Source organism: Amycolatopsis mediterranei (assembly GCF_026017845.1).
Taxonomy (GTDB): Bacteria; Actinomycetota; Actinomycetes; order Mycobacteriales; family Pseudonocardiaceae; genus Amycolatopsis; species Amycolatopsis mediterranei.
On sequence record NZ_CP100416.1, the window covers coordinates 9,237,326 to 9,253,132 of the forward strand.

Sequence of the window (15,807 nt, forward strand, 5' to 3'; positions counted from 1 at the left end):
CAAGACCGCCGGGTCCGCCATGGTGCAGTGGCACGACCTGAGCGGTGCCAACCAGCAGTTCCGCCTGGAGAAGTCGCCGGACGGCCACGTGCGCCTGATCAACCGCTTCAGCGGCATGGCCGTCGAGGTCCCGGCCGGCTCCAAGAGCGCCGGGGCCCGCATCGCCCAGTACCACGACTGGGGCGGCGCCAACCAGCAGTGGCAGCTCGTCCCGGCCGGGAGCGTCGGCAGCACCGGGGGCACCGCCACGCCGACCACGTCCACCACCTCCACCACCCCGCGCACCAGCGTCGCGACGAGCCAGGCCCCGACCAGCACCCGCCCGTCGCCGACGTCGCCGGCTCCGGCCGCGGACAGCCGTGGGGGTACCGCGACGACCCGGTTCCTGGGCAGCAGCACGGTGCTCATCGGCGGCTCGATGAACGACGCCTCGGCGACGGCCGCGCCGTTCGACGTGCGGTACAACTACGTCCACAGTCAGCCCGCGCCCTCCTCGGACTACTACACGGCGGCACGCTGCAAGGCCGAGTGGTCGAGCTGGTGGGGCTGCTGGACCGGCGAAACCACGGCTCCCGGCTTCTACGTGACCTGGGGCGACGACCACGTGGCCCAGGCCACCTACCAGGGCAAGCCGCGCCCGCAGAAGTACCTCTGGACCTGGTACTCGCTGCGCGACCTCGGCGATGCGGCGGGCCAGGGCGACGGTCCCGGCGAGGTCGTCGCCATCAACCGGGCCGATCTGCTCACCCGCTGCCTGAACGACTACCGCTTCTTCCTCCAGAAGATCGGCACCTCGCACGACATGATCGACATCGAGCCCGACTTCTGGGGCCACGTCCGCTCCCTCGGCAGTCCGCACCAGGTCGCCGCGCAGGTCAAGGCCGCGAACCCGACGGACTGCGGCGCGCAGGAGAACAGCGCCGCCGGCCTGGCCGCTTGCCTGGTGGCGATGGCGCACAAGTACCGCGCCGAACGCGGGCGCGGGGCTCCACCTCACCTGCTGGGACTGGGAAACCAACCGTCAGGGATGTGTGCAGGACTACCAGGAACTCGGCGCGAAGAACGCCGGCTTCCTCGTCACCGACGTGTCGGACCGCGACGCCGGCTGGTACGCGAAGCCGGCGAACGGCGGCCGCAACACCTTCTGGACCGACCAGCAGGCCGCGGCCGCGCTGAAGTTCTACAAGACCATGGCCGAATCGACGGGCAAGCCCGTGGTCCTGTGGCAGGTCCCGGTGGGCAACCTGGCGCAGAACAACACCCTGAACCACTACCAGGACGACAAGGTGGACTGGTTCTTCGCGCACCTGGACCAGGTGGCGGACGCGCACGTCGCCGCCCTCCTGTTCGGCGCGGGACAGCAGGAACAGACCGGGGTCGAGACCGACGGGCGCAACCTGATCGGCAAGACGATCGCGTACCGCAGCTCGGGTGGTACCCCGCTCAAGTAGCCGACCGGTGAGCGCGCACCCGGGAAAACCGGGCGCGCGGTCACCGGCCGCTCCGCCACACTGAGCCGGTGTTGCTGACCATCACGACCACCCGGAACCCCGCCACCGACCTGGGCTTCCTCCTGCACAAGCACCCGGAAAAGGCGCAGTCGGTCGCGCTGTCCGCCGGGACCGCGCACGTCTTCTACCCCGAAGCGGCGCCGGACCGCTGCACCGCGGCGCTGTTCGTGGAGATCGACCCGATCGAGCTCGTGCGCGGCGGCGGGACGTCGCTGACCCAGTACGTCAACGACCGGCCGTACGCCGGGGGCTCGTACCTCGCGGTGGCGCTGCGGGCCGCGTTCACGACGGCGCTCGCGGGCCGGTGCGCGGCACGTCCGGAGCTGGTCGACGAGCGCTTCGACCTGGAGATCCACCTGCCGTCGCTGTCCGCTCGGGGCGGCGCCGAGGTCGTGCACAAGCTGTTCGAACCGCTCGGCTGGCGCGTTTCGGCGACGCCGATCCCGCTCGACCCGGAGTTCCCGCAGTGGGGCGAGAGTCGCTATGTCGACTTGAAGCTCACCGGCACCCAGCGGGTCGCCGACGCGCTGCGGCACCTGTACGTCCTCCTACCCGCGCTCGACGGTGACAAGCACTACTGGGTCGGCCAGGACGAGGCCGACAAGCTGCTGCGCGCCGGGGACGGCTGGCTCGCCGGGCACCCCGAGCGGACGCTCATCACGAACCGCTACCTGGAGCGGCGCCGTCCGGTCGTCGCGTACGCGCTTTCCCGGCTGGCCGAGGCCGACGACGTCCCGGCGGAGGCCGAAGCGCTGGTCACCGAGGTGCCGGACAAGCCGGAAAGCCTCGCGTCCCAGCGCCACGGCAGCGTGCTCGCCGCGCTCCGGGCCGCGGGCGCCCGGCGCGTGCTGGACCTCGGCTGCGGCTCCGGCGCGCTGCTGCGCGTGCTCGAGAAGGAGCGGTCGTTCACCGAAATCGTCGGCGTCGACGTGTCGAGCAGTGCGTTGGCCATCGCGGAGAAGCGGCTGAAGGACGGCTCCCGCGTCACGCTGCGCCAGTCCGCGCTGACCTACGCCGACCCAGCACTGGCCGGGTTCGACGCGGCCGTGCTCATGGAGGTCGTCGAGCACGTCGACGAGGAGCGGCTCCCGGCGCTGGAGCACGCGGTGTTCGGCGTCGCGGCGCCGCGCACAGTGCTCGTCACGACGCCCAACGCGGAGTACAACCGGCTGTTCGAGTTCCTGCCGATGGGGCATTTCCGGCACGCCGACCACCGGTTCGAATGGACGCGAGCCGAGTTCCGCGCCTGGGCGGACGGTGTCGCGACCCGACACGGCTACGACGTCCGGTACCTGCCGATCGGACCGGAAGACCAGGAATCGGGACCGCCGACCCAGCTGGCGGTCTTCACCACCCACGAGGAGGTGGCCGCGTGAAGCTGACCGTTCCCGACATGTCGCTCGTCGTGCTCGTCGGCGCTTCCGGCTCCGGCAAGTCGACGTTCGCGCGCACGCACTTCGCGCCGACGCAGGTGCTCTCCAGCGACTTCTTCCGCGGGCTCGTCGCCGACGACGAAAACGACCAGTCGGCCTCGGCCGACGCCTTCGACGCGCTGCACTTCGTCGCGGGCAAGCGGCTCGCGGCCGGGCGGACGACCGTCATCGACGCGACGAACGTCCAGCGTGCTTCGCGGGCGAGCCTGGTGAAGCTCGCGAAGGAGCACGACGTGCTGCCGACGGCGATCGTGCTCGACCTGCCGGTGGCCGTCTGCGCCGCCCGGAACACCTCGCGCACCGACCGCGACTTCGGCGACCACGTGATCCGGCGGCAGCGCGGTGAGCTGCAGCGGTCGCTGAAGTCGTTGGAGCGCGAGGGTTTCCGGCGCGTGCACGTGCTGCGGTCGGAAGCCGAGGTGGCCGGAGCCGAGATCGTCGTCGAGCCGCTGCGCAACGACAAGCGCGCGCTGACCGGGCCGTTCGACGTGATCGGCGACGTCCACGGCTGCGCGGCCGAACTCGAGGAACTGCTGGCCGAGCTGGGGTACGTCGACGGTGTGCACCCGGACGGGCGGACCGCGGTGTTCGTCGGCGACCTCGTCGACCGCGGCCCGGACACCCCGGGCGTGCTGCGGCGCGTGATGGGGATGGCCTCGTCCGGCAGCGCGCTGGTCGTGTGCGGCAACCACGAGCAGAAGCTGGTGCGCGCCCTGCACGGGCGGAAGGTCAACGTCGCGCACGGGCTCGCCGAGTCGCTGGAGCAGCTCGGCGCCGAGAGCGAGGAGTTCCGCCGTCGCGTCCACGAGTTCTGCGACGGGCTGATCGCGCACTACGTCCTCGACGGCGGGAAGCTCGTCGTCGCGCACGCCGGGCTGCCGGAGCGGTACCACGGGCGCGCCTCCGGGCGGGTGCGCAGCATGGCGCTCTACGGCGACACGACCGGCGAGACCGACGAGTACGGCCTGCCGGTGCGGCTGCCGTGGGCCCACGACTACCGCGGAACGGCGATGGTCCTCTACGGGCACACGCCGACGCTGGAGCCGGAGTGGGTCAACAACACGATGTGCCTCGACACCGGCGCCGTGTTCGGCGGGAAGCTGACCGCGCTGCGCTACCCGGAGCGCGAAGTCGTCTCGGTGAAGGCGCACCGGGTCTGGTACGAGCCGGTGCGCCCGCTCGACGCGGCGCGGCCGCTGGGCGGGCGCGAGCCGGCGGTGCTGGAGCTGGCCGACGTCACCGGGAAGCGGATCGTGCAGACCGCCCACCACGGCCGGGTCGGCGTCTCGGCGGAGCAGTCGGCGGCGGCGCTGGAGGTGATGAGCCGGTTCGCGGTCGACCCGCGGTGGCTGGCCTACCTGCCGCCGACGATGGCGCCGTGTTCGACGTCGTCGAAAGCGGACTACCTGGAGCACCCGGAGGAGGCGTTCGCCGAATATCGGGCGGCCGGGGTCGGCGCCGTGCTGTGCGAAGAGAAGCACATGGGTTCACGAGCCGTCGTGCTGGTCTGCCGGGACGACGAAGTGGCGTACCGCCGCTTCGGGATCCGCGGCGGTGGCGCGGTGTACACGCGGACCGGGCGGCCGTTCTTCTCGGCTTCGCAAAACGAGGCGCTCCTGGCCGACGTGCGCACGGCGGCGGCCGAGCTGTTCGAGGAGCTGGACTCGGGCTGGTTGCTGCTCGACGCCGAGCTGCTGCCGTGGAGCGCGAAGGCCGGTTCGCTGATCGCGTCTCAATACGCGTCGGTGGGCGCGGCCGCCCAGGCGGTGCTGCCTTCGGCGGTCTCGGCGTTGACGACGGCGGCCGCGCGGGGCATCGACGTTTCGGATTTGCTGGCACGAACCGCTTCCCGGTCGTCCACAGTGGATTCCTACCGGACGGCGTACCGGCGCTACTGCTGGCCGACGTCGGGCTTGGACGGCGTCCGGCTGGCGCCGTTCCAGCTCCTGGCGTCGGAGGGGAAGGCCTACCACGACCGGCCGCACGCCTGGCACCTCGCGCAGCTGGATCTTTTGCGCGGATCGCGCTTCCAGCGGACCCGGACGCTCGAGGTGGATCTGCTGGACGACGCATCGGTCACCCGGGGCGTCGCGTGGTGGGAAGAGCTGACGGCCACCGGCGGCGAGGGCATGGTCGTCAAGCCGGCGGCGAACCTGACCCGCGGGACGCGCGGGCTGGTCCAGCCCGGGGTGAAGGTGCGCGGGCGCGAGTACCTGCGGATCATCTACGGCCCGGACTACACGCTGCCGGAGAACCTGGAGCGGTTGCGCAAGCGTGGGCTGAACCGCAAGCGCACGCTGGCACTGCGCGAGTACGCCCTGGGCTTGGAAGCCCTGGCGCGCGTCGCGCGCGGCGAGCCGCTCTGGCGCGTGCACGAGTGCGTGTTCGCCGTGCTCGCGCTGGAGTCGGACCCGGTGGACCCGCGGCTCTGAGACGCCGGGCCGCCGGGCCGAAACGCAGTGAATGACTCATTCCTGGCGTCTGACGCCAGGAATGAGTCATTCACTGCATCCGGATCAGTCGGACTTGGCCGGGGAGGCGCCGTTGGGCTGCTTCTTCTCCGGCTCAGCCGGAGCCGCGGCCTCAGCCGGCGGCTCGTCGGCCGAAGCTTCCTCGGCCGGCGGGTCGTCGAAGCTGGCCGGCACGCGCTTCAGGTGCTTGGTCATCGAACGGACCAGGAAGGCCACCGCGATGAGGAACAGGATCAGCACCAGGAAGCCGACCGGGGAGGACTTGCCGAAGTCTTCCCCCTGCCCGCCGTTGTCGCCGTTGCCCGGCTGCTGCGTCAAGACCAGGGCCGACGCGGTCACCGGAAGGGCCACGCCGGCCGGCAGCGTCAGACTCATGTGTTCACCTTCTCCTCGGCGCCGACGATGCCGGCGAACAGGTCGTCCTCCGGCAATGTGCTGTCGACGAGCGACTTGACCAGCTCGTACTCCTCGGTCGGCCAGACCTCGCGCTGCATCTCGCGGGGCACGGCGAACCAGCGGCTGGTCGGGTCGATCTGCGTGGCGTGCGCCTTCAGCGCCTCGTCCCGCACCTCGAAGTATTCACTGCACTCGACGCGGGTCGTCACCCGCTCCATCACATCGCCCCGGTTCGGGTCCCAGTTCGCCAGCCACTCGGTGTACGGCGACTCCAGCCCGGCCTCCTTCAGCGCCTCGTCGAACAGCACCATCCGGGCGCGCGAGAAGCCGTGCACGTAGTACAGCTTCAGCGGCTGCCACGGCTCGCCGGCGTCGGGGAAGCGGGCCGGGTCCGGCGCCGCGTCCCACGCCGCCATCGACACCTCGTGGGTGCGGATGTGGTCGGGGTGCGGGTAGCCGCCGTTTTCGTCGTAGGTCGTGATCACGTGCGGGCGGAACTCCCGGATCACACGCACCAGCGCCTCGGTGGACTCCTCCAGCGGCACGACCGCGAACGACCCCTCCGGCACCGGCGGCAGCGGGTCGCCCTCCGGCAGGCCGGAGTCGACGAAGCCCAGCCAGTGCTGGCTCACGCCGAGGATCTTGGCCGCCCGGGCCATCTCCTCCCGGCGGATTTCGCTCATGTTCGCCAGCACCTCGGGCCGGTCCATGGCCGGGTTCAGGATGCTGCCTGCTTCGCCCCCGGTGCACGTGACGACCAGCACCTCGTGACCTTCGGCGGCGTAGCGCGCCATCGTGGCGGCGCCCTTGCTCGACTCGTCGTCCGGGTGCGCGTGCACGGCCATCAGGCGCAGGCGCGGGTTGGCGGTGTTCCTCAGCTCGTCGGCGTCCACCATGCTCCGAACGACTCCCCTTCTACCCTTATTCCGCGACCCACCTGCGGGCCGCCCACCCAGCGGGCGGATACTCGAGACGTACCCGCGTCCCATTGTCCTCACGGGTACGACAAGAACGAGCAGGAGGCCCGGGTTGGCAGGCGGACCGGCGGAAACGGCCGTCGGCGGCAGGGCGCCCGCGCTGCCCGAGGGCCGGTACGGCACCGGGCGCGCGAAGACGTCCCGGCGCTGGCGGCGCTGGCTCTTCCTGGCCATCGCCCTGCTGGTCAGCGGCCTGATCGCCTGGGTCGCGTACGTCAACCTCGGCTCGGCGCCGATCGACGCCGAGCGCATCGCGTTCAGCGCGAAACCGGGCAACGCGATGGAAATCACCCTCAACGTCACCCGGGACGACGACAGCAGGCCGGGCGTGTGCGTCGTCCGCGCCCGCGACAAGACCGGCGCCGAGAGCGGCCGCAAAGAGCTCCTGATCCCCGCCGGCGCGAAGCACAACCGGATCAGCACGACGATCAAGAGCATCGGGGCACCGGTGACCGCCGACGTCTTCGGCTGCTCGTACGACATACCACGCTATCTGTCAACCCCATAGCGGCCAACGGGGTGAACCGCGCGCTCAACGCCCAGGGCGCGGGGAAATAACGGGCGTCGACCTCTCGCGCCGTGATACTCTGACCCCTCAGCACGGCCCGCGACGGGCCGTGTTTTTGCTTTATCCGAGAGCCACGCGGGCACCTAGGCCCGCGTGGGCCGGCTTGAACACGCAAGCCTGGCAGGCCCGACGAGGAGATGGTGACCGTGAGCGACACCAAGGTGACCTGGCTCACCCAGGATGCCTACGACCGGCTCAAGCACGAGCTCGACGAAATGATCGAGAATCGGCCGGTCATCGCCGCGCGCATCAACGACAGCCGCGAAGAAGGTGACCTCAAGGAGAACGGCGGTTACCACGCGGCTCGCGAGGAGCAGGGCCAGGCCGAAGCGCGCATCCGGCACCTGCAGGAGCTGCTGCGCTCGGCCAAGGTCGGCGAGAAGCCCGCGAACGACGGGACCGCCGGCCCCGGCAAGGTGCTCACCGTCCGGTACGAGGGTGACGACGAGGACGAGAAGTTCCTGCTCGCCACCCGTGAAGAGGGCGCCGAGGGCGAACTCGACGTGTACTCCCCGGAATCGCCGCTGGGCAAGGCCCTGCTCGGCGCCAAGGAGGGCGAGTCCCGCGAGTACGAACTGCCCAACGGCAAGGTCCAGAAGGTGACGCTCGTCAAGGCGGTTCCCTACACTGACGCGAAATAGCAGCGGCTAGCGTGTCCTCCCAGGATCCACATTCTGGGAGGACGAAGTCGTGAGCACCGAACCGATGTGCCAGGCCTGCGGCATGCAGTACGCCGCGGCCCGCGAGGACTGCCCGATCTGCGAGGACGAACGCCAGTACGTCCCGCAGGGCGGGCAGCAGTGGACCACCTTGGACGCGCTCCGGTCGAGTGGCACCTACACCCCGCGGATCGAGGAGCAGGGCCCCGGCATCGTCGGGGTCGGCTCGAACCCGGGGTTCGCGATCGGCCAGCGCGCGCTGCTGGTGCGGGCCCGCTCGGGGAACTTCCTCTGGGACTGCGCGGCGTACCTGGACGACGCGCTGGTGGCGCAGGTCCGCGACCTGGGCGGCATCACCGGTATCGCGATCAGCCACCCGCACTACTACACGACGATGGTGGAGTGGGCGCACGCGTTCGACGTGCCGATCTACCTGCACGAGGGCGACGAGCAGTGGATCGGCCGGCCCGACCCGGCGGTGAAGCTGTGGTCGGGGACCACCCTCGACGTCGCCGACGACCTGCGGCTGATCAATCTCGGCGTGCACTTCGCCGGCGGCACGGTGCTGCACTGGCCGGACGGCGAAGACGGCCAGGGCGCGCTGCTGTCCGGCGACATCGTGCAGGTGATCCCCGACCGCACCCACGTCGGCTTCATGTACAGCTACCCGAACCTCGTCCCGGAGCGGCCCCACGTCGTCCGCCGCGCCGCGGAACTGCTGGCCGGGTACCGCTTCGAGGCGATCTACGGCGCCTGGTGGAACGCGATCGTGCGGACCGGCGGCTTCGAGGTCGTCCAGCGCTCGGCCAAGCGGTACCTGGCCCACGTGGCCGACGAGGGCTGAGCCCTCAGCCCCGCGCGGTCCGCTCCAGCAGGGGGCGGACCCGCGGCGGCACCGGCGTCGACAGCGCGATCGACGTCGACGTGCGCAGGACGTCCGGGACGCCGACCACCTTGTCGATCACCCGCTGCAGGTCGTCGTTGCCGCGCGCGACCATGCGGACGAACAGGTCGCCCTGGCCGGTCGTCGCGTGGACCTCGCACACCTCGTCGATCGCCGCCAGGGCCGCCGCCACCTCCGCGCGGCGGCCCTGCGCGATCTCCAGCACCGCGAACGCGGTCAGGCCGTAGCCCATCGCCGCCAGGTCGAGCTCCGGCGGGAAGCCGCCGAGGATGCCGCGCTCGGTCAGGCGGTCGAGGCGGGCCTGGACCGTGCCGCGGGCGACACCGAGCCGCCGCGCGCACTCCAGCACCCCCAGACGCGGGGAGTCCGTGAGCAGCAACAGCAGTCGGGCATCCAGCGCATCCAGGTTCTCCGGCATACGCAGATTGTCCACGATGACGGCCGGTGCCCCATGATCACCGGTCATCTTGTCCAGTAAGATCTGAGTCCATTGCTCATCTTGCCTCGCTGGGTTGATCCTTCGGGTATGACCCAGACTGCCGAACCCCAGGGTGCCCTCGACGACGTCAGCTATGACCAGCTGCGTCAGCTGGTCGGGCTCGTCGACCACGACGCCTCGACCGACCCGTTCCCGGTCAAGGCCATGGACGCGGTGGTGTTCATCGCCGGCAACGCCACCCAGACCGCCTGGTACTACCAGATCGCGTTCGGGATGCAGCTCGTCGCGTACTCGGGACCCGAGACCGGCGACTACGAGCGCAAGTCCTACGTGCTGAAGTCCGGCTCGGCCCGGTTCGTCATCACCGGCGGGGTGAAGCCGGACTCGCCGCTGCTGGACCACCACCGCAAGCACGGTGACGGCGTCATCGACCTGGCGCTGGAGACCACCGACGTCGACAAGTGCATCGAGCACGCCCGCGCGCAGGGCGCGACCGTCCTCGAGGAGCCGCACGACGTCTCCGACGAGCACGGCACCGTGCGCGTCGCCGCGATCGCGACCTACGGCGAGACCCGCCACTCGCTGGTCGACCGGTCGCGCTACAACGGTGTCTACCTGCCCGGCTACGAGCCGCGCGAGAGCACGATCAAGCGGCCCGAAGGCGCACCGAAGCGGCTGTTCCAGGCCGTCGACCACTGCGTCGGCAACGTCGAGCTCGGCAAGATGGACTACTGGGTCGACTGGTACCACCGCGTCATGGGCTTCGTGAACATGGCGGAGTTCGTCGGCGACGACATCGCGACCGAGTACTCGGCGCTGATGAGCAAGGTCGTCTCGAACGGCAACCACCGGGTCAAGTTCCCGCTGAACGAGCCCGCCGTGGCGAAGAAGAAGTCGCAGATCGACGAGTACCTCGAGTTCTACGGCGGCGCCGGCTGCCAGCACATCGCGCTGGCCACCAACGACATCATCGCCACGGTCACCGCGATGCGCGCCGCCGGCGTCGAGTTCCTCGCCACCCCGGACTCCTACTACGACGATCCCGAGCTGCGCGCCCGGATCGGCAACGTCCGCGTGTCGATCGAGACGCTGAAGGAGCACAGCATCCTGGTCGACCGCGACGAGGACGGCTACCTGCTGCAGATCTTCACGAAGCCGATCGGCGACCGCCCGACCGTGTTCTACGAGCTGATCGAGCGGCACGGCTCGCTGGGCTTCGGCAAGGGCAACTTCAAGGCGCTGTTCGAAGCGATCGAGCGTGAACAGGAGCGTCGCGGCAACCTCTGACACATCTCGGCGAAGGCCACCGTGGGAGATCTCCGGGTCCCCTATGGTGGCTTTTTGCGTGATCCGGGAACCGGCGGGACCCGGGATCCGTCAGTGTGGGGAAGCAGAGAGAAGGGGCCGTGATGCCGGACAGCATCGACGCCAGCGACGCGCTGATCGACAACTGGACCAAGCGGCTCGAGGAGAACGCCGCCCGGTACCAGGCGCTGGCCGATCGCATGCAGGGCCAGTCGGTCACCGAGCGGTCGAAGGACGGCTCCGTCCAGGTGACCGTCGATTCCCGCGGGCTGCTGAAGAACCTCGTGATCGCGGAGTCGGCGGCGGGCAAGCGGATGGCCGAGGTGTCGGCGCAGGTCATGCAGCTGGTGCAGCGGGCGCAGGCGCGGATCCCCGAGCTGTTGCAGCAGGCCATGACCGAGACCACCGGCACCGGCGACCAGGCCGCGGCGGAGATCGTCCGCGAGGCGCAGAGCACGTTCCCGCAGCCGCCGCCCGAGGCCGAACCCGCGTTCCCGGAACCCGACCGCGTCCGCCGGTTCCTGCCGGAGGACACCGAGCCGCCGCCGCCCGCGGCGCCGCGGATCCCGCCGCCGCCCCGCCGTCGCCGCCCGGGTGGCGACGAAGACGACGACGACTTCGGCGGACCGATCCTTTCCTGAGGGGGAACCGATGACGGATGTGGAACTCAGCACCGACCTGACGGCGCACGCGAAGCAGCTCGACGCCATCGGTGACGGGCTGCAGCAGGCCGTCGACGCGGCGAACCAGGTGAGCATGCCGACCGACGCGTACGGCATCCTCTGCCAGCCGTTCCGGATGCTGCTCGACCCGGTGGAGCAGTACGGGATCGACGCGCTCAAGGACGCCGTGCAGGCGATGACGGCCGTGTCCGGCAAGGTCCGCGAGGCCGCGGCGGCCTACCACAAGTACGAAAGCGGCGTCGCCGACGACCTGAACAAGTCCGCGGACGGTGCCTGATGCCGGAGGGGAACCCGCTCGTCGCCGACGCCAAAAAGGACCCGGACGGGCCAGGCGCGTTCACGGCGGGCAACGGCGACTACGGCTGGGCCGGCGGCATCGGCATCGCCGAGTCGTCGATGGACGCGTTCAACGGCATCAAGGACGGCGACTGGGTTTCCGGCGGCCTCGGCATGCTGTCGCTGGCCGGCGAGATCGCCGGGGCGGCGATCGACCCGTTCGGGTACCTGATGTCGTCGGTGGCGTCGTTCCTGATGGAACACGTGCAGCCGCTGAAGGACATGCTGGACTCCGTCGCGGGCAACCCGCCGGTGATCCAGTCCTATGCGGACACCTGGGGCAACGTCTCGAAGGCGCTCGGCGAGCGGAAGACCGACTTCGACAACGCGGTCAAGAACGGCACGACGGGCTGGACCGGCGCGGGTGCGGACGCGTACCGCAAGTTCGCGGCCGAGCACAGCGACGCCCTCTCGGGCGCGGCGACGGTGGCCGGCGCGATCAGCACGGTCACGATGATCATGGGCCAGGTGGTGTCGTTCGTCCGGGAGACGGTGCGGCAGCTGATCGCTGACCTGGTCGGCAAGCTCATCTCGTGGGTGATGGAGGAGGTCTTCAGCCTCGGCTTCGGCACACCGGTGGTGGTGGCACAGGCCTCGGCGGCCATTGCCAAGTGGGGCAAGAAGATCGGCGAGCTGCTCAAGAAGCTGACCGACACGATCCGCAAGGTCTCGCCGCTGCTGTCGAAGCTGGTGGACCTGTTCGAGAAGATCGCGAAGGTCTTCGGGAAGGTACTGGGCAAAGTCAGCGGGCTGGACGGGCTGAAGGTCAAGGAGGGCGGCTTCGTCCGGAAGATCCCGAAGGAGGGCGGCGGGGTCCACACCCGAGCCCACGGAGGGGACTCCGGCGAGGGCGGCTCACACGGCGGCGACGGTTCTCCGGGTGGCGACGGGGACGGCTCGCACGGCGGCGACGGTTCTTCGGGTGGCGACGGGGACAGCTCGCACGGCGGCGAGGATTCGCCGAGCAGCTCGGGCGATTCCGGCCACGCAGACGGGGATTCGCCGAGTTCTGATCCGCTGAACACGGACTCCGGATCCCGCCGGAGCCCGAGCCGGGACGGTTCCGGATCGCCGGACGGGGACGGTTCGCCGTCGCACACCGGCGACGGAGAGGGTCCGCCATCGGCAGCGCGGTCGGGCAACGGCTCGCCTTCCCCCGCCGGAGACGGTTCTCCTTCGCGCGCGGGCGATCCCTCGCCTTCCCACACGGGCGACTCGAGCCCGTCGCCGAGGCGGGGCAGCGACAGCACGCCCTCGCACGCGGGAGAGAACTCACCGTCGCGGACAAGCGACACCAACCCCTCACCCACCCGCGGCAGCGACAGCACCCCGTCGCATACCGGCGACACCAGCCCCTCACCTACCCGGGGAACCGACAGCACCCCGTCGCACAGCGGCGACACCAGCCCTTCCCCCACCCGCAGCAGCGACAACACTCCCTCCCACGCCGGGGACAACACGCCGTCGCGGGTGGGCGGCAGCACTTCCTCGCACAGCGGCAGCTCGCCGTCGCGGGGCGGGGACAGCAATGCAGGCGGGTCGCACAGCGGGGCCGATTCGCCCAGCAGTGCCGCGCCTCCGCGGGTCGATGGCAATACCTCCGCCAGCGGGACCGCCCCCGCCGCTCCTCGTACCGGTGAGCCCGGCGCTGTTCCGTCGCCGCGGGGTGGGGACGGGGCCGCTGTCCCGTCGCCAGGTGGCGCGCCGGTGATGGGCGGGGGTGGCCTGCCGCCCGGTGGTGGGCCCGGTGGGGGTGGCCTCGGCGGCGGCTCTCCGCGCACCGGGGGTGGCGGCTGGACCGGCACTCCGGGCACCCCGGGCGCGCACGTCGACGTACCCGGCCGGCCCCGCACCGGCGGCGGTGACCTGCCCGGCGGTGGCCGTCCGCGCACTCCGCCCGCGCCCGCGCCCGCCGCCCGGGGCTTCGGCCCCGGCACACACGCCCCTGGCACGCACACCCCCGGCACCCGGCCCGGCGGGCCCGCCCCCGGCACCCGGCCGCACGAAACCGGCCCCTCCCACCAAAACGGCCCGCACCAGAACACCTCGCACGAACGCACCCCGCACGAGAACGGCCCGCACGACAACACCCCCGGCCACCACGATCCGGACGGCGGCACCCCGCACCACGAACCGCTCACCCCGGACGAGGTCAACGCGCGGCACGCGGAAAGCACCCCGTCGGGCAGCTCGTACCACGCCGGCGACCCCGACATGGGCGACCTGCCGCACCGCGTGCAGCCCGACCCGCATGGCCGCTACACCGTCGACGTCCACGTCACCCCGGACGGCCACGCCCGCATCGGCGACCGCCTCTACACCCCCGAGGAATTCGCCGACATCCTCCGCCGCAACGGCGACTACGACGGCCGCCCGATCCGGCTGATCGGCTGTGACGCCGGCTCGAACGACTTCGCGCACCGGCTCTCGCGCGAGCTCGACACCGAGGTCCTGGCCCCGACGAAACCCGCGTGGACGGACTCGCACGGCCGCGTCTTCTCCTCCGACTACGAAATCGGTCCCGACGGCCGCATGCGTCCGCGCATCCCGCCGGACGGCGAGTGGACCACCCACCACCCGGACGGTTCGACGCACCGCGCCGGCGAAGACGGCTTCGCGCCCGACAGCCACCACGGCGACCAGCACGATGTCGACGCCGACAGCGCGATCGACCGCGGACAGCGGCCGTACGACCCGGCCGAACGCGATCAGGACCTGCGCGATCTCCGCCGCGAGAACCGGGACCTGCGCGAAGAAGGTCTGGAGTCGGTCCGGCACCACGACGGCCGGAACGTCAACCCGACCACGGACGACCTGCGGCGCCCGCACGACCGAGCCCTGACCACCTCGAGGTACCGCAGCCTCGAAGGCGGGGTGGAGGACATCCACAGCTTCAGCGGGAAGACCCACGACTGGGCGCCCGCGAGCGAGGGCCCGAGCTACCCGAAGCGCGAGCGCCTGTTCGAGACCAAGGACGCCGGGACCTACCGGCCCGAACTCGGGCAGCCGGACCCGACGAACAAGTTCGGGCGGATGCACGACTCCGAGCCCAAGCTCATGGAGGAACTGGTCCGCCGCGACTTCGCCGAGCGGTCCGGGCTTCCCCGCGAAGAGGTCGACGACATCGTCAAGAAGCAGATCGAACGCATGCGGCGCGAAGAATCGGACGGTCTCCGGACCTACGACAACGGGCTCAAGGGCGACATCGCCCGCGCGCAGGACCGGATGGACAGCGCGCTCGAGGAGATCAACCGGCGGGCGGCCGAGCGGGCGGCCACGCGCGGCGAAAACTACACCCCGATCACGCGGGAAGGCATGGACGGCGATCTGCGGATGGTCGTCGACCTGCCGTCCACCAAACGCGACAACATCCCGGTGGACTACCAGATCTGCGACTCGTGCCAGGATGTCATCATGCAGTTCGAGAAACTGTTCCCGAATGTCCGCGTCGAGGTCGTCAACCTCCAGGGTGAGGAGCTGCTCTGGTGACCACGCCGAATACCGATCCCGCCGAGCGGATCCGCGAAATCTTCGCCGGAGCCGTGTCGGACGGGCTGCGCGCGGACTCCGTGCGAGGAGCGTCCGACGCGGAAATCGACGACTGGGCCGCCGAGCAGGGCGCCCGCGCCGTACCGGCCGCCGTTCGCGAGGTCCTCCGGCTGATCGGCCGGGACCACGGGTTGTGGCTGGCCGGGAGCTCGCTCGGGGTCGGCGCGGTGCGGCGGGAAGCCAAGAACCACCTCCTGGCCACCCTGACGGCGATGAACGATCCGCTGGAAGACCCGGAGGGCGCGCTGGTGCTGGTGGAGCACCAGTCGTACACCTTCCACGTCGTCGACGGCGCGAAAATCGACCTCCCCGACCCCCCGGTCCGGCTCGTCACCGAGGGCGAGGGAACCGAAGAACAATGGGAAAGCGTTTCTTTCTGGTTCCGCGCCATAACGCCCGATGTCGCGCGTTACCGCGAACGGCTGGAAGTGATGCGGGAATTGGGTCGCCGACGTATCCCGGATTGGGCGCAGTACATTGAACCTCGGTGAAGTGGTGCGCGACGAGGCCCCCACGCCGGAGTGGTACCGCGCCGGGCTCGAAGCGGCTCGCGCGGCGGGTGACCGACACCGGGGT

The 15,807-nt window shown here is 70.7% G+C and carries 14 protein-coding genes and 1 pseudogene; 12 read left to right on the forward strand and 3 right to left on the reverse strand.

Annotated features, from left to right (window positions below):
* Window positions 1-19: 19 nt before the first annotated feature.
* The 4 genes and pseudogenes from ISP_RS41765 to ISP_RS41780 form a co-directional block, all read left to right on the forward strand.
* A pseudogene (locus tag ISP_RS41765) lies at window positions 20-160 on the forward strand (RICIN domain-containing protein); the annotation flags it as partial.
* Between the two features lie 871 nt (window positions 161-1,031).
* Window positions 1,032-1,451, forward strand: coding sequence for a hypothetical protein (locus tag ISP_RS41770; RefSeq protein ID WP_013229820.1), 420 nt, complete (start codon window positions 1,032-1,034; stop codon window positions 1,449-1,451).
* A gap of 68 nt (window positions 1,452-1,519) precedes the next feature.
* On the forward strand, window positions 1,520-2,887 hold the full coding sequence (locus ISP_RS41775) for a 3' terminal RNA ribose 2'-O-methyltransferase Hen1 (protein WP_013229821.1): 1,368 nt from the start codon (window positions 1,520-1,522) through the stop codon (window positions 2,885-2,887).
* Window positions 2,884-5,376: a polynucleotide kinase-phosphatase gene (locus ISP_RS41780; RefSeq protein ID WP_013229822.1), complete on the forward strand. Its 2,493-nt coding sequence runs from the start codon at window positions 2,884-2,886 to the stop codon at window positions 5,374-5,376. The genes ISP_RS41775 and ISP_RS41780 overlap by 4 nt, the downstream gene beginning before the upstream one ends.
* Window positions 5,377-5,460: 84 nt before the next feature.
* On the opposite strand, the gene ISP_RS41785 is transcribed toward ISP_RS41780, so the two are convergent.
* Window positions 5,461-5,790, reverse strand: a complete 330-nt coding sequence (locus ISP_RS41785) for a hypothetical protein (RefSeq protein ID WP_013229823.1) — start codon at window positions 5,788-5,790, stop codon at window positions 5,461-5,463.
* Window positions 5,787-6,707, reverse strand: coding sequence for a mycothiol conjugate amidase Mca (gene mca / locus ISP_RS41790; RefSeq protein ID WP_013229824.1), 921 nt, complete (start codon window positions 6,705-6,707; stop codon window positions 5,787-5,789). The genes ISP_RS41785 and mca overlap by 4 nt, the downstream gene beginning before the upstream one ends.
* A 133-nt stretch (window positions 6,708-6,840) precedes the next feature.
* Here mca and ISP_RS41795 point away from each other — a divergent pair, with 133 nt between their 5' ends.
* The 3 genes from ISP_RS41795 (at window position 6,841) to ISP_RS41805 (ending at window position 8,859) form a co-directional block, all read left to right on the forward strand.
* Window positions 6,841-7,296: a DUF4307 domain-containing protein gene (locus ISP_RS41795; RefSeq protein WP_013229825.1), complete on the forward strand. Its 456-nt coding sequence runs from the start codon at window positions 6,841-6,843 to the stop codon at window positions 7,294-7,296.
* A 197-nt stretch (window positions 7,297-7,493) separates the two neighbouring features.
* Window positions 7,494-7,997: a transcription elongation factor GreA gene (gene greA, locus ISP_RS41800; protein ID WP_013229826.1), complete on the forward strand. Its 504-nt coding sequence runs from the start codon at window positions 7,494-7,496 to the stop codon at window positions 7,995-7,997.
* A 49-nt stretch (window positions 7,998-8,046) separates the two neighbouring features.
* Entirely contained in the window at window positions 8,047-8,859 is an 813-nt protein-coding gene (locus ISP_RS41805; protein WP_013229827.1) for an MBL fold metallo-hydrolase, read from the forward strand.
* A gap of 4 nt (window positions 8,860-8,863) precedes the next feature.
* On the opposite strand, the gene ISP_RS41810 is transcribed toward ISP_RS41805, so the two are convergent.
* Window positions 8,864-9,337, reverse strand: coding sequence for an Lrp/AsnC family transcriptional regulator (locus tag ISP_RS41810; protein WP_013229828.1), 474 nt, complete (start codon window positions 9,335-9,337; stop codon window positions 8,864-8,866).
* Window positions 9,338-9,445: 108 nt separating this feature from the next.
* Here ISP_RS41810 and hppD point away from each other — a divergent pair, with 108 nt between their 5' ends.
* The 5 genes from hppD (at window position 9,446) to ISP_RS41835 (ending at window position 15,722) form a co-directional block, all read left to right on the forward strand.
* On the forward strand, window positions 9,446-10,645 hold the full coding sequence (gene hppD / locus ISP_RS41815; RefSeq protein WP_013229829.1) for a 4-hydroxyphenylpyruvate dioxygenase: 1,200 nt from the start codon (window positions 9,446-9,448) through the stop codon (window positions 10,643-10,645).
* A gap of 122 nt (window positions 10,646-10,767) precedes the next feature.
* Window positions 10,768-11,304, forward strand: a complete 537-nt coding sequence (locus ISP_RS41820) for a YbaB/EbfC family nucleoid-associated protein (RefSeq protein ID WP_014467736.1) — start codon at window positions 10,768-10,770, stop codon at window positions 11,302-11,304.
* 10 nt (window positions 11,305-11,314) lie between these two features.
* Window positions 11,315-11,623 (forward strand): type VII secretion target, encoded by a 309-nt coding sequence (locus ISP_RS41825; RefSeq protein ID WP_013229831.1) that lies wholly within the window; start codon window positions 11,315-11,317, stop codon window positions 11,621-11,623.
* A complete protein-coding gene (locus tag ISP_RS41830; RefSeq protein ID WP_013229832.1) occupies window positions 11,623-15,171 on the forward strand; it encodes a hypothetical protein in 3,549 nt (1,182 codons plus the stop codon). The genes ISP_RS41825 and ISP_RS41830 overlap by 1 nt, the downstream gene beginning before the upstream one ends.
* Window positions 15,168-15,722 carry a hypothetical protein gene (locus ISP_RS41835; protein ID WP_013229833.1) on the forward strand — a complete coding sequence of 185 codons (555 nt, stop codon included), beginning with the start codon at window positions 15,168-15,170 and terminating at the stop codon, window positions 15,720-15,722. Before ISP_RS41830 ends, ISP_RS41835 begins: the two co-directional genes overlap by 4 nt.
* The last annotated feature ends 85 nt before the right edge of the window (window positions 15,723-15,807 follow it).

What these genes read in the sequence shown, in the direction of transcription:
- ISP_RS41785 (WP_013229823.1), bottom strand. Translation starts at nt 5,790, where the DNA reads ATGAGTCTGACGCTGCCGGCCGGCGTGGCCCTTCCGGTGACCGCGTCG.
- mca (WP_013229824.1), bottom strand. Translation starts at nt 6,707, where the DNA reads ATGGTGGACGCCGACGAGCTGAGGAACACCGCCAACCCGCGCCTGCGC.
- greA (WP_013229826.1), top strand. Translation starts at nt 7,494, where the DNA reads ATGGTGACCGTGAGCGACACCAAGGTGACCTGGCTCACCCAGGATGCC.
- ISP_RS41810 (WP_013229828.1), bottom strand. Translation starts at nt 9,337, where the DNA reads ATGCCGGAGAACCTGGATGCGCTGGATGCCCGACTGCTGTTGCTGCTC.
- hppD (WP_013229829.1), top strand. Translation starts at nt 9,446, where the DNA reads ATGACCCAGACTGCCGAACCCCAGGGTGCCCTCGACGACGTCAGCTAT.
- ISP_RS41820 (WP_014467736.1), top strand. Translation starts at nt 10,768, where the DNA reads ATGCCGGACAGCATCGACGCCAGCGACGCGCTGATCGACAACTGGACC.
- ISP_RS41825 (WP_013229831.1), top strand. Translation starts at nt 11,315, where the DNA reads ATGACGGATGTGGAACTCAGCACCGACCTGACGGCGCACGCGAAGCAG.
- ISP_RS41830 (WP_013229832.1), top strand. Translation starts at nt 11,623, where the DNA reads ATGCCGGAGGGGAACCCGCTCGTCGCCGACGCCAAAAAGGACCCGGAC.